General features: G+C 37.3%; 21 protein-coding genes. 14 read left to right on the top strand and 7 right to left on the bottom strand.

What is annotated here, in order from left to right:
- Nucleotides 1-53: 53 nt before the first annotated feature.
- Complete coding sequence (locus tag V7121_RS07665) at nucleotides 54-488, bottom strand: DUF1885 family protein (protein WP_335501517.1); 435 nt, start codon at nucleotides 486-488, stop codon at nucleotides 54-56.
- A gap of 163 nt (nucleotides 489-651) precedes the next feature.
- Here V7121_RS07665 and V7121_RS07660 point away from each other — a divergent pair, with 163 nt between their 5' ends.
- Together V7121_RS07660 and V7121_RS07655 are read left to right on the top strand one after the other, a co-directional pair.
- Complete coding sequence (locus tag V7121_RS07660; RefSeq protein WP_335501515.1) at nucleotides 652-951, top strand: DUF3055 domain-containing protein; 300 nt, start codon at nucleotides 652-654, stop codon at nucleotides 949-951.
- Nucleotides 952-1,113: 162 nt separating this feature from the next.
- The gene (locus tag V7121_RS07655; RefSeq protein ID WP_218345762.1) at nucleotides 1,114-1,236 is read left to right on the top strand and encodes a GapA-binding peptide SR1P; all 123 of its coding nucleotides are present in this window, start codon (nucleotides 1,114-1,116) and stop codon (nucleotides 1,234-1,236) included.
- A gap of 53 nt (nucleotides 1,237-1,289) precedes the next feature.
- Here V7121_RS07655 and V7121_RS07650 read toward each other — a convergent pair whose 3' ends face one another.
- Complete coding sequence (locus tag V7121_RS07650) at nucleotides 1,290-2,762, bottom strand: aminotransferase class I/II-fold pyridoxal phosphate-dependent enzyme (RefSeq protein WP_335501511.1); 1,473 nt, start codon at nucleotides 2,760-2,762, stop codon at nucleotides 1,290-1,292.
- Nucleotides 2,763-2,966: 204 nt separating this feature from the next.
- On the opposite strand from V7121_RS07650, the gene V7121_RS07645 reads away from it, so the two are divergent.
- Together V7121_RS07645 and V7121_RS07640 are read left to right on the top strand one after the other, a co-directional pair.
- A complete protein-coding gene (locus V7121_RS07645; RefSeq protein WP_335501510.1) occupies nucleotides 2,967-3,926 on the top strand; it encodes an NAD(P)H-dependent flavin oxidoreductase in 960 nt (319 codons plus the stop codon).
- Nucleotides 3,927-3,969: 43 nt separating this feature from the next.
- A complete protein-coding gene (locus V7121_RS07640) occupies nucleotides 3,970-4,242 on the top strand; it encodes a UPF0223 family protein (RefSeq protein WP_335501508.1) in 273 nt (90 codons plus the stop codon).
- Between the two features lie 43 nt (nucleotides 4,243-4,285).
- Here V7121_RS07640 and V7121_RS07635 read toward each other — a convergent pair whose 3' ends face one another.
- The gene (locus V7121_RS07635; protein WP_335501506.1) at nucleotides 4,286-4,918 is read right to left on the bottom strand and encodes a YktB family protein; all 633 of its coding nucleotides are present in this window, start codon (nucleotides 4,916-4,918) and stop codon (nucleotides 4,286-4,288) included.
- Between the two features lie 177 nt (nucleotides 4,919-5,095).
- Here V7121_RS07635 and V7121_RS07630 point away from each other — a divergent pair, with 177 nt between their 5' ends.
- Both V7121_RS07630 and V7121_RS07625 read left to right on the top strand, forming a co-directional pair.
- On the top strand, nucleotides 5,096-5,290 hold the full coding sequence (locus V7121_RS07630) for a hypothetical protein (RefSeq protein ID WP_335501504.1): 195 nt from the start codon (nucleotides 5,096-5,098) through the stop codon (nucleotides 5,288-5,290).
- A gap of 266 nt (nucleotides 5,291-5,556) precedes the next feature.
- Entirely contained in the window at nucleotides 5,557-6,357 is an 801-nt protein-coding gene (locus V7121_RS07625) for an inositol monophosphatase family protein (RefSeq protein WP_335501721.1), read from the top strand.
- Between the two features lie 24 nt (nucleotides 6,358-6,381).
- On the opposite strand, the gene V7121_RS07620 is transcribed toward V7121_RS07625, so the two are convergent.
- Nucleotides 6,382-6,567 carry a YlaF family protein gene (locus tag V7121_RS07620; RefSeq protein WP_335501502.1) on the bottom strand — a complete coding sequence of 62 codons (186 nt, stop codon included), beginning with the start codon at nucleotides 6,565-6,567 and terminating at the stop codon, nucleotides 6,382-6,384.
- Nucleotides 6,568-6,731: 164 nt separating this feature from the next.
- Here V7121_RS07620 and typA point away from each other — a divergent pair, with 164 nt between their 5' ends.
- Genes typA through V7121_RS07605 form a run of 3 tightly spaced genes read left to right on the top strand, consistent with a single transcriptional unit; the run spans nucleotide 6,732 to nucleotide 9,204 of the window.
- Nucleotides 6,732-8,570, top strand: a complete 1,839-nt coding sequence (gene typA, locus V7121_RS07615) for a translational GTPase TypA (RefSeq protein WP_335501500.1) — start codon at nucleotides 6,732-6,734, stop codon at nucleotides 8,568-8,570.
- A 19-nt stretch (nucleotides 8,571-8,589) separates the two neighbouring features.
- Nucleotides 8,590-8,895 (top strand): YlaH-like family protein, encoded by a 306-nt coding sequence (locus tag V7121_RS07610; RefSeq protein ID WP_335501498.1) that lies wholly within the window; start codon nucleotides 8,590-8,592, stop codon nucleotides 8,893-8,895.
- Nucleotides 8,896-8,910: 15 nt separating this feature from the next.
- Nucleotides 8,911-9,204, top strand: a complete 294-nt coding sequence (locus V7121_RS07605) for a hypothetical protein (protein ID WP_335546252.1) — start codon at nucleotides 8,911-8,913, stop codon at nucleotides 9,202-9,204.
- 130 nt (nucleotides 9,205-9,334) lie between these two features.
- Here V7121_RS07605 and V7121_RS07600 read toward each other — a convergent pair whose 3' ends face one another.
- Nucleotides 9,335-9,535, bottom strand: a complete 201-nt coding sequence (locus tag V7121_RS07600; protein ID WP_335501494.1) for a YlaI family protein — start codon at nucleotides 9,533-9,535, stop codon at nucleotides 9,335-9,337.
- 193 nt (nucleotides 9,536-9,728) lie between these two features.
- Between V7121_RS07600 and V7121_RS07595 the strand changes: the two genes are divergently transcribed.
- Nucleotides 9,729-10,184 carry a pyridoxamine 5'-phosphate oxidase family protein gene (locus V7121_RS07595; protein WP_335501720.1) on the top strand — a complete coding sequence of 152 codons (456 nt, stop codon included), beginning with the start codon at nucleotides 9,729-9,731 and terminating at the stop codon, nucleotides 10,182-10,184.
- Between the two features lie 175 nt (nucleotides 10,185-10,359).
- On the opposite strand, the gene V7121_RS07590 is transcribed toward V7121_RS07595, so the two are convergent.
- Nucleotides 10,360-10,947: a YhcN/YlaJ family sporulation lipoprotein gene (locus V7121_RS07590; protein ID WP_335501492.1), complete on the bottom strand. Its 588-nt coding sequence runs from the start codon at nucleotides 10,945-10,947 to the stop codon at nucleotides 10,360-10,362.
- Between the two features lie 205 nt (nucleotides 10,948-11,152).
- On the opposite strand from V7121_RS07590, the gene V7121_RS07585 reads away from it, so the two are divergent.
- The gene (locus tag V7121_RS07585; RefSeq protein ID WP_335501490.1) at nucleotides 11,153-12,481 is read left to right on the top strand and encodes a PhoH family protein; all 1,329 of its coding nucleotides are present in this window, start codon (nucleotides 11,153-11,155) and stop codon (nucleotides 12,479-12,481) included.
- Nucleotides 12,482-12,519: 38 nt separating this feature from the next.
- Here the strand turns inward: V7121_RS07585 and V7121_RS07580 are convergent, their stop codons facing one another.
- Nucleotides 12,520-13,017, bottom strand: a complete 498-nt coding sequence (locus V7121_RS07580; protein ID WP_335501488.1) for a peptidyl-prolyl cis-trans isomerase — start codon at nucleotides 13,015-13,017, stop codon at nucleotides 12,520-12,522.
- Between the two features lie 220 nt (nucleotides 13,018-13,237).
- On the opposite strand from V7121_RS07580, the gene V7121_RS07575 reads away from it, so the two are divergent.
- From V7121_RS07575 to pyc, 3 genes are all read left to right on the top strand, one after another.
- Entirely contained in the window at nucleotides 13,238-13,519 is a 282-nt protein-coding gene (locus V7121_RS07575; RefSeq protein ID WP_335501486.1) for a YlaN family protein, read from the top strand.
- Nucleotides 13,520-13,711: 192 nt separating this feature from the next.
- On the top strand, nucleotides 13,712-14,917 hold the full coding sequence (locus V7121_RS07570) for an FtsW/RodA/SpoVE family cell cycle protein (protein WP_335501485.1): 1,206 nt from the start codon (nucleotides 13,712-13,714) through the stop codon (nucleotides 14,915-14,917).
- A 66-nt stretch (nucleotides 14,918-14,983) separates the two neighbouring features.
- On the top strand, nucleotides 14,984-18,427 hold the full coding sequence (pyc, locus tag V7121_RS07565) for a pyruvate carboxylase (protein WP_335546250.1): 3,444 nt from the start codon (nucleotides 14,984-14,986) through the stop codon (nucleotides 18,425-18,427).
- The last annotated feature ends 4 nt before the right edge of the window (nucleotides 18,428-18,431 follow it).

Genomic DNA, 18,431 nt, shown 5'->3' with positions numbered 1-18,431 from the left:
TCAGTTGGAGCGCTCCAGGCCATAGGCCGTTGACCAGGGCGCTTCCGCTTTTCTTATTTTCTTGGATAATAATACATGATTCGCTCATTGAATAAATGTAGTTCACCCTGAAGCTTTTTGGCTAGGTATTTACAAAACTCATTGGCTTTTCCTTTGTCACCAAAAGTAGATTCTTCAGGTAAGGTAACTTGTATGTATGTTTGCTCTAGTTCTTGACCATCTTCATTGCGAATTGTCTCTTGATCGACTCCGATTAAAATAGCATAGTAGCGTTCGTCGGAGGAGTGTAAATAAAACCATGTTCCTTTAGACTCTGCCGTTTCTTTTATTTCATATGGAAAGGCGGATTCCCCGTATTCCCACCCTATTTGATTTCCTGTTTTTGTAGTATTTTGTTTATATTCATGGATTAATTCTTTTATTTCTTCGATTGAAACCGTTTGTTTTGCGGATGAAGGCACTAACTTTATATATGCGTTCACAGCCATCATCATTCCCCCTTAGTTATCCGTTAATATAATGCATCTCTATTCTAGCATTGAATAAAATCTTATGACAACTAGCATTAAATAAATTTAGATGTTTTCTTGTTTGTTTTTTATAATTGAATTATAATAATATTCTAAACATTATACGAAAAGGAGGATCTTTATGGAAATCTTTGATAAACTCTATGATGAACATGAAAATGCAAAAGTAAGGTTTATTGGTTTTACAACGGAACATACACGTTATGATTTCGGGATTATTTACACCAATATGTTTTTCGGAAAGCCTTTAGTTGTCTGTATGCAAACTGGCCGCTCTACACTCCTCGACCCCAAAGACATCGAAGATATTGATTACCTACAAACAGTATTCCGTATCCCTGATCAACAGCAGGCAGCGGATTTAGCTGAATTTTTCAGTGAAACATTACCTTCCATCCCTTTTATCACCCAATATGAATAATTTACAAGAGGAGGCCCAAATAAGGCCTTTTTTTATCGATATTTTTTAAATGTGACATACAAATTAGGCTTGAATTTTCTAATGTGATATATTATTATTAAGTTAATGATATATAAATGCTTCGTTTTGTGATCATTCAATAATGAAAAGGGGATTGAACAGATGGGTACTTTAGTATGCCAAACATGTAACTCTACTATTGATCATTTTGAAGATGAAAAAGTAACGGTGCTTTATTCTAAATGCAATTGTTGCGACGATCATCATAAAGAGGAAGATTTATAATAGCTAAACATAAATAAAACAGGATTCCGAAAATGGAATCCTGTATTTTTGTGCTATTTAATTGCTTTATACTCTTTAATTACATGGATGGTTTTAATTTCATCATCTTCCGGCCCTTGTACTGGAAGGCCAGCTTCGAGGTTTTTCCTAATATAATGGAGGTTTTCCTTCGTAATAATTTCTCCTGGAATAAAGATTGGAATTCCAGGTGGGTAAACCATAATAAATTCTGCAATGATTCTACCTTCTGATTCTTCAAAAGGAATTACTTCTGTTTCCGAATAGAAGGCATCTCTTGGGGTTAAAGCGAGTACTGGGATTTCTGGAAGAAGAACTTCTACCGGTTCAATCTTTTCAGTACTATGTTGGCATTCATCCGCTAATTCTTTGAGAGCATTTACAAGTAAATCAGCCTCATGCTCTGTGTCTCCGAGCGTGATGATGCAAAGAATATTATAAAGGTCGGAAAGTTCCACTTCAATATTGTGTTTGTCCCTAAGCCATTTTTCTACATCATATCCAGTTAGACCTAACTCCTTAACAGAAATAATTAACTTAGTTGGATCATAATCAAAGGTCGCTTTTGATCCTAAAATTTCTTCACCAATACAATGCAAGTGTTCAATCTCATTGATTCTTTTACGCATTGATTGGGCTAAATTGATGGTATTGTCAATTAGTTCTCGGCCCTTAGTAGCTAATTGCTTACGAGCAACATCAAGTGAAGCTAGCAATAAATAAGAGGTCGAGGTGGTTGTAAGCATACTTAGAATGGACTGAACATGTTTAGCAGATACAAGTCCTTCCTTCACATTTAAGATTGAACTTTGAGTCATTGAACCGCCTAGTTTATGAACACTTGTCGCAGCCATATCAGCGCCAGCCTGCATAGCTGAAAGTGGAAGGTCCTCATGAAAATGAATGTGAACTCCGTGGGCTTCATCCACAAGGACAGGTATATCATAGGAGTGAGCAATTTCAACAATCTTTTTTAAATCTCCAGAGATACCAAAATAGGTTGGATTGATAACCAGAACCGCTTTTGCATCTGGATGTTGTTTAAGAGCTCTTGCAACTGCATCTGGGGTAATTCCATGTGAAATTCCAAGTTCCTTATCAATTTCCGGTTGGATAAACACTGGGATAGCCCCTGAAAAAACAATCGCAGACATAATAGATTTATGAACATTTCTTGGAACGATTATCTTATCATCTGGTCCACAAACGGCCATAATCATTGCTATAATTGCCCCGCTTGTCCCTTGTACAGAAAAGAATGTTCGGTCAGCTCCGAAAGCTTCAGCAGCTAAATCCTGAGCCTGTTTAATGATTCCTTTTGGTTGATGCAGGTCATCTAAAGGCCCAATATTGATTAGGTCAATAGATAAGGCATTATCGCCAATAAAGTTTCGAAACTCTGGGTCAATCCCTGCACCTTTCTTATGACCTGGAATATGAAATTGAATTGGGTTCTTTTTAGCATGTGCTAATAAACCGCTAAATAGCGGTGTTTGATTTTGTGACAATTTATATCCACACCTTCTTATTAAAAATACTCTAATAAATACTGCATTAAAAATATACAAACAAAGGAATTATAGCACTATTCCTATTTATTGCAAAGAAATATATGTTTTTTCAAACTGGTATACGATAGTTTCCCATTTAGACAGGAAAATTACCCTAAAGAGACGAAATAACATGTAGAAAGTTTTTAGGGGGGATAATCATTGAAATGGAAAACACGGGTTACTGAATTATTAAATATACAATACCCTATTATACAAGGAGGTCTGGCTTATTTAGCCTATTCTGAGTTGGCAGCAGCTGTTTCAAACGCAGGTGGCCTTGGCCAAATTACAGCTATGTCCTTAGGGGAACCGGAACAACTTAGAGTGGAGATTCAAAAGGTGAAACAGCTGACAAATAATCCCTTTGGGGTTAATTTTGCAATTGGACAGCATGGCAGACCGTTTGCTGATTTTCTTCAAGTTGCCATTGATGAAAAGGTGCCGGTTATCTCAATGACAGGAGGAAATCCTGCCCCTATATTTGAACAGTTAAAAGGTACTCCTATCAAAACACTTGTCCTTGTCGCGGCAAGAAGGCAGGCTGAGAAGGCTGAAGAACTCGGGGCAGATGCAGTAATGGTTGTCGGTCAAGAAGGAGGCGGACACCTTGGCCGTGATGATGTGGGGACGCTTGTTTTAGTACCTCAAGTAGTGGATGCTGTATCTATACCTGTAATTGCTTCTGGCGGCATTGGCGATGGCAGAGGACTTATGGCGGCACTTAGCTTAGGAGCTGAGGGAATCGAAATGGGGACGAGATTCATTGCCACGAAGGAATGTATTCATGCACACGAGCTGTATAAAAAGTCGTTAGTGGAAGGAAATGAATCTAGCACGGTGGTCATTAAGAGAACGCTAGGAACACCTGCGAGGGCGCTAGCTAATGGCTGGACAGAAAAAATTCTTGACGTTGAAAAGAACAATGGCGGTTACGAACAATTAAAAGAATACATCAGTGGGACTGCAAACCAACGCTATATTTATGAAGGTGTCCCTGACGAAGGTTTTGCATGGGCAGGGCAGGTAATGGGATTAATCAAAGATGTCCCTGCGGTTCAAGAATTATTTAACCGAATGATACATGATGCTGAACAAATTCGTGCAAAATGGGGAAAATAATTATATGATTTATTTTAGCTTGATTTAGTTAGAAGGTGAAATAATGGAATACCAGTATCCAATTGACTATCATTGGAGCACAGAAGAAATTGTTGATGTGATTGCATTTTTTGAAACAATTGAAAAAGCCTATGAACAGGGAATTGACCGCGAAGATGTAATGAGAGCATATCGCCGCTTTAAGGAGATTGTCCCTAGTAAGGCAGAAGAAAAGACGATTTGTAGTGAATTTGAAGAGATGAGTGGTTATTCGTCTTATCGTACTATAAAAAAGGCAAAAGATGCTTCATCTGGCGATCGAATTAAAATGAAATGAATGAAAAGCTCCCGAACAGAAACATTTGTTCGGGAGCTTTGTTTTATTTCAAGTTAAGTGAGATTTTATATAACGGGGCTACTTTTTGAAAGACTTCCTCTATTTGCTGAATTAGTCCGTCATAACCTAATTGGATTACTTTTTCTCTATCAATTGTAAATCCACATAGTAATTCTGCTTTTTTAACTTTTTGTAGACGCTCAAAAAGGGAGAGTAGTTCGTCTTTTGATAATTTTCCTTGTTCAATTGTATCTGGTTTTGTATGATCTATAGACCAAGCAAAACCCATTGGTATATCTCTATATATTTTAGATAATTTTTTTGAAAACCTTGCAGCCATCACTTCTTTTTGGGGCGCTTCATATATTACGGCAAACCAAATAAATAAGTGAGTGTTCCACAAGCCAATTTGGAAATGGGGCATCATTTTATAACCTCGAGGATTATTGGAAAATGCAACCCAAGTATCCTTTGGCGGATTAATGGTTCGTCTAGCATGTTTGGCAACATGGACAAACATTTCATCAGAAGTTAACGAAGATAGAATTGGTGCAAAATAATCCCCCAAGTATTCCAATTTCGGACGAACTGTTTCTTTGAGGGCGGCCATCCTCGTCTCTAAACCATCTATTAGAAATACATCAAAATCTTCATTAGTAAATCCCTTGAAAGCCATAATCGTAAACCTCCACAAAACATTTGTCCTTAATTGTAGCATATCATTCAGCGGACAAGTAGTAAGATGCATTTCTGGGTTAAAGCACATATTTGTTGCAACATATCTCCATGACTCATATTATACAGTAAAAAATTATTTGAAAAATTAGTTTAATTAGGGAAGGGGAGGAGAAACATGAAACAATTAATGAATACCTCACTTAAAAAAGCAGGCGAAAAAGAAAGAACAGCAGTGTTAAGATTGGAAATGGACTACGAATTAGCTACATTATTCGAAGCAATTGAAGAAAAAAATGAGAAAAAAATGAAAGACTGCAAACAAAAATTAGAAAAAATCCGCCAAGAATTAGTAAGATTAAAAGCTCTTTGATGAATAAGACGTTTTTTTAATCCAAGGAGAAATAAAGTAGGATGGATCGAAATAGAATATATTCAGAACTTATCTAAAACGAACTCCAGCAGACAAGAGGGGGGTTCGTTTATTATTTGTACTTTTAAAGTGGAAGTTTATGGCATAAAAGTTGATGTGGTTATACAATATGATTAAGCTATATGCTATAGGTACATTATTTATATAAAAGTATTTCATACTACATACATTGAACTTTTGACAGGAATTAAGAAATTTGGAGGACTATTATGAACTGGGATCAGATATATGAGCAGGCAAAGGAATGGGTTTATCAAGCAGGAGCTAAAATCAGATTATCTTTTAATAGTACATTAGATATTGAAACCAAATCCAACGCTAACGATCTAGTAACCAACATGGATAAAGAAATTGAACAATTTTTTATTAGTAAAATCCGTGATGTTTACCCTGGACATAAAATTTTAGGCGAAGAAGGATTTGGAGATAACCTTATTAGTCTTGATGGAATAGTTTGGATGATTGACCCTATTGATGGTACGATGAATTTTATCCATCAACAAAGAAACTTTGCTATTTCCCTGGGTGTTTATGAAAACGGTGTTGGAAAAATTGGAATCATTTACGATGTCGTTCATGATGAATTGTATCATGCAATGAGGGGAAAGGGAGCTTATATCAATGAACAGTCACTTGTTCCGCTAACGAAAACCACTATAAGGGAATCAATTATCGCACTGAATGCGACGTGGGTTATGGAAAATCATCGGATTGATCACAACTTAATGATTCCTCTTGTAAAGGCTGCAAGAGGAACGAGGTCATTTGGTTCAGCAGCTCTTGAATTAGTATTTGTTGCGGCAGGAAGGGTTGACGCTTATCTTTCCATGCGCTTATCACCTTGGGATGTTGCTGCAGGGGCAGTAATAATTGAAGAACTTGGTGGTTTGGTTACTAATCTAAGAGGAGAAAAACTAAATTTCCTTGCCCAGGATTCATTATTTGCAGCTAAGCCTGGCTTGCATCAATCCATCTTAAGGGATTATTTAAAAGAGGGAAAATGGTAAAAAGAAGCCACTCGTGGCTTCTTTTTATAATTGACCATTTTCGCGCATTTTTCTTTTAGTTTTAAATCCCATTCTCATGATAATAATAATAGCAATTACACAGCCCAATACTCCGATTACGCTTTTCTCACTTATGGCAATTCCTATCCCCATAATACTGGCCGCTGCCAAGACAGCATATGCAAGTAAAGGCCACTTCACCGTTTTCATTTTTTAATCCCCTTTTTCAGTTCAAAGATTGAATGAAACTGTATAATTTTTATTCTACAATAAAATGGTTAGGGGTTTCCACTAAATTTGTGGTATAATGTTTTAGTTGTATATGGGAAAACTAAAAATAGACTTTTTTAGAATATAGGCAGGAGTGGAAATTGTTGAATATAAGAAATGATATACGTAATATTGCGATTATTGCCCACGTTGACCATGGTAAAACTACGTTGGTTGACCAATTATTGAAACAATCTGGAACATTTCGTTCTAACGAGCATGTCGAAGAACGTGCAATGGATTCGAATGATTTAGAAAGAGAGCGTGGAATCACGATTCTCGCCAAGAATACCGCAATTCAATATAAGGATACACGTATCAATATTTTGGATACTCCAGGACACGCTGACTTTGGCGGAGAAGTGGAACGGATTATGAAAATGGTTGATGGAGTATTACTTGTTGTTGATGCCTACGAAGGTTGTATGCCACAAACTCGTTTTGTGCTTAAAAAGGCATTGGAGCAGAATTTAACTCCAATTGTTGTGGTTAATAAAATTGATCGTGACTTCGCACGACCTGCAGAAGTAATCGATGAAGTAATCGATTTATTTATTGAACTTGAAGCAAATGAAGATCAACTTGAATTCCCTGTAATTTATGCTTCAGCAATAAATGGAACAGCAAGTACTGACCCAGAAAAGCAAGATGAAAATATGCAATCCTTGTATGAAGCGATCGTTGAATATATCCCTGCACCAGTTGACAATCGTGAAGAACCGCTACAATTCCAAGTTGCACTACTTGATTACAATGACTATGTCGGCAGAATCGGTATCGGGCGCGTATTCCGTGGTACGATGAATGTTGGTCAACAAGTAGCTTTGATGAAATTAGATGGTTCCGTTAAGCAATTCCGTGTAACCAAAATCTTTGGTTTCTTTGGATTAAAACGACAAGAAATCCAAGAAGCTGTCGCTGGAGACTTGATTGCCGTTTCTGGAATGGAAGATATCAATGTTGGTGAAACGGTTTGTCCGGTTGAACATCAGGAAGCACTTCCAATACTACGTATTGATGAGCCTACATTACAAATGACCTTTGTTGTAAACAACAGTCCATTTGCTGGTCGAGAAGGTAAGTATTTAACTTCAAGAAAGATTGAAGAAAGACTACGTTCCCAATTGCAGACGGACGTAAGCTTGCGTGTTGAAAACACAGATTCACCAGATGCTTGGATTGTTTCTGGCCGTGGTGAACTTCATTTATCCATTCTAATTGAAAATATGCGTCGTGAAGGTTATGAGCTTCAAGTTTCAAAACCTGAAGTTATCGTAAAAGAGATTGATGGAGTTCGCTGTGAACCAGTAGAAAGAGTTCAAATCGATGTACCGGAAGAACATACTGGGTCAGTAATGGAATCTATCGGAGCTCGCAAAGGCGAAATGATTGATATGATTAACAATGGTTCTGGTCAAGTACGTCTAATCTTTAACGTGCCGGCACGTGGGCTAATTGGCTACACAACCGAATTTTTAACCATGACTAGGGGCTATGGAATTATTAATCATACATTTGACAGCTATCAGCCAATGTTACCTGGCCAAGTTGGTGGAAGACATCAAGGTGTCCTTGTTTCAATGGAATCAGGAAAAGCTTCGACATATGGTATCATGCAAGTTGAAGACCGTGGAACAATTTTCGTTGAGCCAGGTACAGAAATATACGAGGGGATGATCGTTGGCGAAAACACTCGCGAAAACGACATCACTGTTAATATTACAAAAATGAAACAGGCGACAAATGTTCGTTCAGCAAATAAAGATCAAACATCTGTTATTAAAAAGCCGCGCATCATGACATTAGAAGAGTCACTTGAATATTTAAATGATGACGAATATTGTGAGGTTACTCCAGAATCAATTCGTCTTCGTAAAAAAATTCTTGATAAAAATGAACGTGAGAGAGCAGCTAAAAAGAAAAAATATGCAGAACAGAGTTAAGTAAAAGGAGTGCATGAAGATGGAAGGCTTTTCTCCAAGTCTTAGATTTTTCATTGAACTAACAGATGTAAAAACCGCTGTGTTGTTACAGTACCTATATATTGTAATATTAGCGGCCATTGTCTATAAGTTAGGCTTTGCAAAAAAATTGCCTCTTTTGAAAAACATCGTGATTTATATATGCTTGTTGATTGGATGCTTTGTTATGCTGATTTTTTCATATGCATTGCCTATCGCTGAAGGACTCGCAGGTGCAGCGGTGTTATTGATTATTTATAAAATACGATTACATCAAACAAAAAAGCATCAGGCTGAAGCGAAATAACGGGGGTTTAGTTAAATGAAATCCGTACAGGATACACTATATAATTGGCTTACAATTAAGGTTGTATGCGACGAACGGCCTGATGATACAGCAGCTCGAGATACCTTAAACCTTTTTGAAGAAATGTTAACGGAACTTAACCTCTCAAACATTGAGGTAACAACGGATGAAGTGATGTATTATGTTTCCTATCAACAAGGGGAGGAAACGAAAAAAACGCGCTTTCCTCGAGAATTAATTGAGGTCATGCTGCAGCAAATAAATAAAGAGCCAGAAAAATATGAGAACTATCCAATTGAAGCAGAATAAAAAACCATCATGTTCATTCCACTGTGGAATGAACATGATGGTTTTTTTGCTAGTTAATAAAAGATTTACTGTCAAGCGCTAGGGTCCCAAGTGGCTGAATGGGGCGGTAGGGCCGATACAGCTTTTACTCTCACCAGTCGTCCTCTTCAGATTTTGCACGATATAAGCGGAAATTTCCTGATTCAAATCTGGCATTTGTTTTTTCAGTTATTCTTGTATTGCATTCTTTACACATATATGTATGGATGGGACGATTGCGAAGACGCTTTGCCACAAACGATTCATCTAGAATCGTTTCAATTTTATCGCAAATCACACATTTGACTCTCATTATGACACCTCTTCATCAATTTCTATAAACCGAATAATTTACTCTAGTATAACATGTCAGAAAGTTTGTAGGTAATCAATTAGGGCTATTTTCTCTCATCAAGTGGATTAATTTGATGAAAGCATGGGATAGTAGTAATATGAGAATATCTGTTTTTGAACAGGTTGTAGGAATTATTAAAGGGGATGGAAAAATGGCAAATCAAGTCGAACCAAGGCTAATCAAGCCTTTATATGATGAATTACAAAAGGAAAGATTCGTGACAATAGCAACTGTTGATTATGAGACCGGGGGTCCGAATGTTAGTTCTATTTCCTGGGTGCTGGCGAAAGATGAAAGTACCATCTATATTGCTGTAGATAATCGGTCAAGGATCTTGGAAAATATTAATAAAAACAAGCAAGTAGTTATTAATTTGATAGCAAACGAATCTACATATGCAATTCATGGGGAAGCTTACGTTAAACAAGAAAAACTAAATGATGTACCACTAAAGCTAGCACTAATTCAAGTAACAGTTACAGCGGTTAGAGATGTTATGTTTTATGGTTCAAAAATAGTCACTGAGGTTCAATACGATAAAACCTATGATAAAAATGCTGCCCAAAAATTAGATCAACAAGTAATGGATGCAATGAGAAAAGCTTAGGAATCCCTAAGCTTTTTAATAAAATAAGAAATGATAAATTCGACTTCGAGAATTGTCCAGCTCCAGCGCCTAGCCCCTCGAGGTCACAAGCCAAGCCGTCCAAAAGGTCAAAGAGCAACCTTTCGGCCGGCTTGTCTTGTGCTTGTCGGGGCTGACCAAGGCGCTTGCGCTTTTCTTATTTATAATGATTTGACTGGTCTTCTTGTTCCTTTTCTAACTTCTTATCTTCCTTATTAGAAAGCTTTCTATCAGGTTTTTCGGGCGCTTTTTTCGGGCTTGGAGTAATTAAATCTCCAGGTACCTCAGGCATTAATCGTCCTGCTACGTCTGCGAGTTCCTCCATAATGCCCTGTATAGGCCGGCCCTTATTTATATCCGTTTGAATTTCTTTTAAGCGCTGTGTTGTATCCGCATCAGCCACTACCACTGCTTTGGCACCGTATGGGTCTTTTCTTAAACTTTCAGCGACTGAATATTTAATTGATCCTACTTGAGAGCGATCAATTTTAGCATTGACATCAATGCCAACAATGGCATAGCGGCCCATTACGACTGCTGTTGCATCGTTAACATTTGGAATACTTGTAGCTAGTTTGACTAAACGCTTGGATACTTCTTGTCCTGTTTTTCTATCTACATTTTCAATGTAGCTGTTTTTCACTTTAACGTATGAAGCATTACTGTTGTTATTTGTCAGTTCCTTTTTAGTGCTGCAGCCGGCTAGGGTCAGACATAAAGCAGTTATAATTAAAGTTTTCTTCATCTACAATCCACCTCCGAAATACTTTATCAATACTTGAACCTAAGCTATCGTTCTTCATCTGTATTGAATAGTCTCTTTAACATTTATTGTGCGGAACTCCTTCTATCTTTATTCCAATAAACATATATTTTACCAAAGTTCAAACTAGCAACATGGTTGTTTGCAAGTTGCAATCCTAACAACAAGTAAAGCAGGAGGCGTTGCTTTGAGTAAAATATACGTGTTAGATACAAATGTCTTGTTACAAGACCCGTATTCCCTCTTCTCTTTTGAAGATAATGAAGTTGTTATTCCTGCAGTGGTTCTTGAAGAAGTGGACTCAAAGAAAAGGTATATGGATGAAGTGGGAAGAAATGCGAGACAAGTATCAAGATTAATTGACGGCCTGAGGGCCTCAGGAAAACTACATGAAAAAATCCCGTTGGAAAACGGGGGAACAATCAGAATTGAATTGAATCATCGGTCTTTCCATGAGCTTCAGGATATATTTATTGAGAAAACAAATGATAATCGTATACTGGCAGTTGCAAAAAATCTATTTTTAGAAGAACAAACTAAAGAAAATGGAAAGCCAGTGATACTGGTTAGTAAGGATGCACTTGTCCGGGTAAAAGCAGATGCAATTGGACTAGATGCCGAAGATTTTTTAAATGATCGTGTCGTTGAAATTGATCATATTTACACAGGATTTTTTGAGGTTTTCCTTCCTATTGAATTATTAGGACGTTTCTATGAGAAAGGGGAACTCAATCTCTCTGAGATAGCCAATCACCCCTTTTACCCGAACCAATTTTTAGTAATGAAAGATGCCCTTGGTAGTTCTGCCTCTGCGATAGGTATGGTAGACAAAACGAGTAAAAAGGTAAAAAAATTAGCATTAAACCAAGAGCATGTTTGGGGGATTCATTCTAGGAATGTTCAGCAGACAATGGCAATTGAATTATTATTACGTAAGGATATTCATTTAGTGACGTTAACAGGGAAAGCAGGGACTGGAAAGACATTATTAGCACTAGCTTCAGGATTGATGCAAACAGAAGATTTTAGGGAGTATAAAAAACTTTTAGTTGCTCGGCCGATTGTACCAGTAGGGAAAGACCTTGGTTTTTTACCAGGAGAAAAACAAGAAAAACTCAGACCTTGGATGCAGCCAATCTTTGATAATCTGGAATTTCTTTTCAATACTAAAAAACCTGGAGAACTTGATGCTATCTTGGCAGGTATGGGATCCATTGAGGTAGAGGCATTAACGTACATTCGAGGCAGGAGTTTACCGAAGCAGTTCATTATCATTGATGAAGCTCAAAATTTAACAAAGCATGAAGTGAAAACTATTCTTACCCGAGTCGGAGAAGGGAGTAAAATTGTTTTAATGGGGGACCCAGAACAGATTGATCATCCCTATCTAGATGCCTATAACAATGGTTTAACGTATGTTGTGGAAAAGTTTAAAGATCAAGCAATTTCAGGACATGTAAAATTATTAAAAGGGGAAAGGTCTGGATTAGCCCTTTTGGCTGCAGACTTACTCTAAAATGATTAAAAGTAAAACGGGCGCCAAAGGCACCCGTCTTACTTTATGAAAAAACTCTTTACATTTTTAATTGGACTTTGTTGATTTGAACCATCACCGAAATAAATATGAATTGGTCCGTCTTCCTTAATAGGTTTACCGTTATTAGAGAAGCCTAAAATAAGGTCATAGGCTGTTTCAATTGGATACTCATATTCACCGTCTGCACAATGTATAACAAAAGTATCTGCATCACTAGCGGGCTCCGCATTAAGCAGAAAGGGTCTTAATGGAATCCCGAAGCTCCCAGTCAGAACCTTTTCTTTTTCAAATTTCTTTTCTGTTTTTAAAGTAGGCGGATAAATTGCCCCTTCGATAATTTCACGATCCCAATGCTTAGAAACAGACTTAGTGTACTCTTCTAATGAATTGGAATCCTCTGGTTTTGTTGAAAAATAGGTGGTTAGATCCACTCGCCTGTCGTCAAAAATCCACACTCCTGGATCAAGAGTAATCGAATACTTCACTTTTCCTGAAATGATAATGATATTTTCCATTAATAATTCCCCCTAAACCTCTGCCTCATAAGTATAACTTTTTTTAAACAAAATGTCATAATAGGACAATCAAGAATCTTGAGAAGATAAATCCTTTTTTCAGCCGCCTTTTTTACTAACTGCTTTGTGTAATCTCTTTCATTGTTCTTGCAATTTCTCTTAGGTTTGGGTAAAATTTATAGATAAGTTGAATTATCGCTCTGAAATGGGGGGATTAATGTTGGCGTCTGAAATGGTCGTGAATCACCAGGAAAAAGCATATGCCTTGTTACAGGCTGACGCTGAAAAAATATTAAGGCTAATCAAAGTGCAAATGGACAATCTTACGATGCCTCAATGCCCTCTTTATGAAGAGGTGTTGGATACACAAATGTTTGGCCTATCAAGAGAGATAGATTTTGCTGTTCGATTAGGTTTAATAGATAGTAAAGATGGGAAAGCCATCCTAGATACATTAGAAAGAGAATTATCCGCTCTTCACGATGCATCATTAAGAAAATAGTGACATAGGAACCCAAACAATCACTGTTCATTGTTTGGGTTTTTTGTTATTCAAAACATGATATGCTTCTTTTTTATTGAAAATATTCTATATTAATTTGTTGTAACAAATTAACTTTTCCTCAAGAAATAATCTATCTTTTCTATTATAATAGAATGATATAAATCAATATTAAAGATGAGGACCTAATAAATGCTAAAAAAAATATTAAAATCATATGATTATACTTTAATTATTGCAGTCATCCTATTGTGCACATTTGGGCTTGTGATGATATATAGTGCAAGTATGGCTTCAGCTGTTCAAAGGTATGGTTATCCAAGTGATTATTTTTACCAAAAACAAAAAGTTTGGCTGATGATTTTTACTTTGATCTTCCTTTTTGCAGCCATTATTCCTTATAAAATCATGATGTTCAAAAAGGTTCTAGTATTGATTGTACTGGCTTCTATTTTATCTTTATTAGGATTATTTGTATTTGGGGTAGAAAAAAATAATGCGCAAAGCTGGTACCCAATTGGCTCTTTCTTATTTCAACCTTCTGAGTTTGTCAAACTTGCAGCCATCATTTATTTAGCTGCCGTCTATGCAAAAAAACAAGCCTATATCAATCAATTTAATAAGGGTGTTCTTCCTCCTTTAGTCTATCTTTTTATCGTATGTGCTCTCATTATTTTTCAACCTGACTTCGGTACTGCGGCTATTATCATAGCAATCGCCAGTATGATTATATTTTGCTCTGGGATGAGCTTTAAAAGTATCGGAAAATTAGTAATTATGGTGCTTATAGTTCTTTTACCGCTCGTTTTAGTTTCATGGGGGAAGTTTTTTTCAGAAGAACAACAAAGTCGTTTTGCTGTGTTAGATAATCCATTTAGTGAAAAATATGTAAAAAATGAAGGTTTTCACCTCGCAAACTCCTATATTGCAATTGGGTCGGGCGGCGTGAATGGATTAGGCCTAGGGAAAAGTATTCAAAAACTTGGCTATTTGCCGGAATCACATACAGACTTCATTATGGCTGTTATTGCTGAGGAATTAGGAATTTGGGGTGTTGGTTTCGTTATTACTCTCCTTTTTTATATTGTTTTAAGAGGAATATATATCGGATTGCAATGTAAAGATCCGTTTGGCAGTCTTCTCGCTTTTGGCATTTCTAGTATGATTGGGATTCAAACATTTATTAATCTAGCAGGTGTTTCCGGGCTCATTCCGTTAACAGGTGTGCCATTGCCGTTTATAAGTTATGGTGGTTCCTCACTATTGATGCTAGCAGGAGCAACTGGGATACTTGTAAATGTTTCTATGTTCACTAAGTATGAAAAAAAATATAAAAATAAACAGGAACAAACTGATAAAAGAATGAAACAATCAGATGGTAAGGTTTTCTATATTTAGTCAAAACGCGAAGACAATTTTTGATCTTCGCGTTTTTAAAAATACATAGAATACGAGGTGTTTTTCGTGACAAGACAGATCAATAAAGTATTGGTAGCCAACAGGGGAGAAATTGCAATAAGGGTTTTTCGCGCTTGTACAGAACTCAATATTCGAACTGTTGCCATTTATTCAAAGGAGGATTCTGGAGCCTACCACCGATATAAAGCTGATGAAGCTTATCTGGTTGGTGAAGGAAAAAAACCAATTGATGCTTATTTGGACATTGATGGCATTATTGCTATTGCCAAAAAAAGCGGTGCAAATGCGATTCATCCAGGGTATGGCTTTTTGTCAGAAAATATTCATTTTGCCAAACGTTGTGATGAGGAGGGAATTATCTTTATTGGGCCGAAGACTACACAACTGGATATGTTCGGGGATAAGGTCAAAGCGCGGCATCAAGCAGAACTTGCCGGGATACCCGTTATTCCAGGAAGCCCAGGGCCGATTACAGAAGTAAGTGAAGTAGAGGATTTTGTGGAAGAACACAAGCTGCCCATTATCATCAAGGCATCACTGGGCGGAGGCGGCCGTGGAATGAGAATTGTAAGAGATGCAGCTGAAATTCGTGAAGCATTTGAACGGGCAAAGTCTGAAGCAAAAGCCGCTTTTGGCAATGATGAAGTCTATCTGGAAAAATTAATCGATCGGCCAAAGCATATCGAAGTTCAAATTATTGGGGATAAGTTAGGGAATATTGTACATCTTTATGACCGCGATTGTTCTGTCCAAAGGCGCCATCAAAAGGTTGTAGAGGTTGCTCCTAGCGTATCTATTTCCGAAGGGTTACGAAAAAGGATTTGTGATGCTGCCGTTAAGTTAATGAAAAATATTGGCTACCTAAATGCTGGTACAGTGGAGTTTCTTGTTTCTGGAAATGACTTTTACTTTATTGAAGTAAACCCGCGGGTACAAGTTGAACACACCGTCACTGAGATGGTAACAGGTATCGATATTGTCCAAACACAAATACTGGTATCAGAAGGTCATGAATTACATGGTCCAATTATTGGTATACCAGCTCAGGATAAAATCCAAATTAATGGATTTGCAATTCAATCGAGGGTAACGACCGAAGATCCACTTAATAATTTTATGCCTGATACCGGAAAAATTATGGCCTACCGGTCTGGCGGGGGATTTGGGGTCCGTCTTGACGCAGGAAATGGCTTTCAAGGGGCAGTCATTACACCATATTATGATTCATTATTAGTCAAGCTTTCCACGTGGGCGTTGACTTTCGAACAAGCAGCCTCAAAAATGGTACGAAATTTGCAGGAGTTCAGAATCAGAGGAATTAAAACAAATATTCCTTTCTTAGAAAATGTAGTGAAGCATCCGAAGTTTAGGAATGGCGAATATGATACTTCATTTATTGATACAACCCCAGAATTGTTCATTTTCCCTAATCGTAAAGACCGTGGAACTAAGATGTTGTCATACATTGGTACAGTAACAGTCAATGGTTTTCCTGGTATTGAGAAGAAGAAAAGGCCAATATTTCCAAAGCCTAGGATTCCTCAATTACCGTACGATTTATCGTATCAAGAAGGAACTAAACAAATTCTCGACAATTACGGTGCAAATGGACTTGTGGAATGGGTGAAGAATCAAAAGCAAGTCCTATTAACGGATACCACCTTTCGGGATGCACATCAGTCACTTTTAGCTACCCGATTGCGGACAACGGATATTCTTCATATTGCTGAGCCTTCAGCTAAACTTTTGCCTGATCTATTTTCTTTTGAAATGTGGGGTGGGGCAACTTTTGACGTCGCCTACCGTTTTCTAAAAGAAGACCCATGGGACCGGTTAATATCTCTTCGTAGGAAAATACCGAATGTTTTGTTCCAAATGTTAATACGTGGAGCAAATGCGGTTGGCTATAAGAATTATCCTGATAATTTAATTCGTGAATTTGTTGACCAATCAGCATCTGCTGGAATTGATGTTTTTCGAATTTTCGATAGTTTAAACTGGGTCAAGGGAATGGAAGTGGCGATTGATGCAGTACGTCAAAGTGGTAAAATTGCCGAAGCTTCGATTTGTTATACAGGGGACATCTTGGATTCTACAAGATTGAAGTATAATCTTCAGTATTATAAGGACTTGGCTAGAGAATTAGAACAACAAGGATCTCATATATTAGGAATTAAGGATATGGCTGGGTTATTAAAGCCTGAAGCTGCCTACAGACTTATATCTGAGTTAAAAGAAACCGTCGATATACCAATTCATCTTCATACCCATGATACAAGCGGGAATGGACTATTCACATACGCTCGTGCAATCGATGGAGGAGTGGACATTGTTGATACAGCCTTAGGGACAATGGCTGCGTTAACATCGCAGCCAAGTGCAAATTCGTTATATTATGCATTAGAAGGAACACCCCGGAAACCAAAAGTAAATATCCAATCACTCGAAAAATTATCGTATTATTGGGAGGATGTCCGTAAATATTATCATGATTTTGAAAGTGGGATGATTTCCCCACACACTGAAATTTATCAACATGAAATGCCAGGGGGGCAATATAGCAATCTCCAACAACAAGCAAGAGCAGTTAGTCTTGGTGATCGGTGGGATGAAGTTAAGGGAATGTATTCACGAGTAAATAGGATGTTTGGTGATATTGTAAAAGTAACACCTTCATCAAAGGTCGTAGGTGATATGGCACTATTTATGGTTCAAAATGATTTAAATGAGGAAGATGTGATCTTAAAAGGAGATAAGCTCGATTTCCCAGATTCAGTTGTTGAACTTTTTGAAGGATATCTTGGCATGCCATATGGTGGTTTTCCAGAAGAACTTCAAACAGTGATTTTAAAAGGAAAAAAACCACTAGAAGTTCGTCCAGGTGAATTGCTAGAACAGGTTGATTTTGAAAAACTGAAGGAGGAATTGTATAAAGAGCTTGGCAGACAGGTGACAGATTTCGAGATTACATCTTATGCTCTTTATCCTAAGGTTTTTATGGATTACATCAGAACAGATGAACAGTATGGAAATATTTCTGTACTGGATACACCAACATTCTTATATGGAATGCGCCTAGGTGAAGAAATTGAGATTGAAATTGAAACAGGAAAAACACTTATAGTTAAGCTTTTATCAATCGGTCATCCACAAGCGGATGGGACGAGAGTTGTCTATTTTGAGTTAAATGGACAACCGCGGGAAGTCTTCATTAAGGATGAAAGTATCAAATCTACAGTTATTGCTAGATTAAAGGCCAATCCGAAAAATGAAAATGAACTGGCAGCTTCGATGCCTGGAACAGTCGTCAAAGTTCTCGTCGAAAAGGGTGAAAAGGTTGAACGGGGAGATCATTTAATGATTACCGAAGCGATGAAAATGGAAACAACCGTTCAAGCACCATTTTCAGGGGTAGTTAAAGATATTTATGTATCAAGTGGAGAAGCAATTTTGACAGGTGACCTCTTACTTGAACTAACCAAAGCATAAAAAA

Origin of the sequence: Neobacillus drentensis (genome assembly GCF_036962125.1) — a bacterium.
Taxonomy (GTDB): domain Bacteria; phylum Bacillota; class Bacilli; order Bacillales; family Cytobacillaceae; genus Neobacillus; species Neobacillus drentensis_B.
Note: the sequence above shows the minus strand (reverse complement) of the source record. Positions and strands in the feature narration are given on the sequence as shown.

Coding starts and splice junctions, on each gene's coding strand:
- V7121_RS07640 (WP_335501508.1), top strand. CDS start 3,970: ATGGAATACCAGTATCCAATTGACTATCATTGGAGCACAGAAGAAATT.
- V7121_RS07610 (WP_335501498.1), top strand. CDS start 8,590: ATGGAAGGCTTTTCTCCAAGTCTTAGATTTTTCATTGAACTAACAGAT.
- V7121_RS07665 (WP_335501517.1), bottom strand. CDS start 488: ATGGCTGTGAACGCATATATAAAGTTAGTGCCTTCATCCGCAAAACAA.
- V7121_RS07580 (WP_335501488.1), bottom strand. CDS start 13,017: ATGGAAAATATCATTATCATTTCAGGAAAAGTGAAGTATTCGATTACT.
- V7121_RS07655 (WP_218345762.1), top strand. CDS start 1,114: ATGGGTACTTTAGTATGCCAAACATGTAACTCTACTATTGATCATTTT.
- V7121_RS07595 (WP_335501720.1), top strand. CDS start 9,729: ATGGCAAATCAAGTCGAACCAAGGCTAATCAAGCCTTTATATGATGAA.
- V7121_RS07570 (WP_335501485.1), top strand. CDS start 13,712: ATGCTAAAAAAAATATTAAAATCATATGATTATACTTTAATTATTGCA.
- V7121_RS07590 (WP_335501492.1), bottom strand. CDS start 10,947: ATGAAGAAAACTTTAATTATAACTGCTTTATGTCTGACCCTAGCCGGC.
- V7121_RS07635 (WP_335501506.1), bottom strand. CDS start 4,918: ATGGCTTTCAAGGGATTTACTAATGAAGATTTTGATGTATTTCTAATA.
- V7121_RS07620 (WP_335501502.1), bottom strand. CDS start 6,567: ATGAAAACGGTGAAGTGGCCTTTACTTGCATATGCTGTCTTGGCAGCG.
- V7121_RS07630 (WP_335501504.1), top strand. CDS start 5,096: ATGAAACAATTAATGAATACCTCACTTAAAAAAGCAGGCGAAAAAGAA.
- V7121_RS07660 (WP_335501515.1), top strand. CDS start 652: ATGGAAATCTTTGATAAACTCTATGATGAACATGAAAATGCAAAAGTA.
- V7121_RS07600 (WP_335501494.1), bottom strand. CDS start 9,535: ATGAGAGTCAAATGTGTGATTTGCGATAAAATTGAAACGATTCTAGAT.
- V7121_RS07605 (WP_335546252.1), top strand. CDS start 8,911: ATGAAATCCGTACAGGATACACTATATAATTGGCTTACAATTAAGGTT.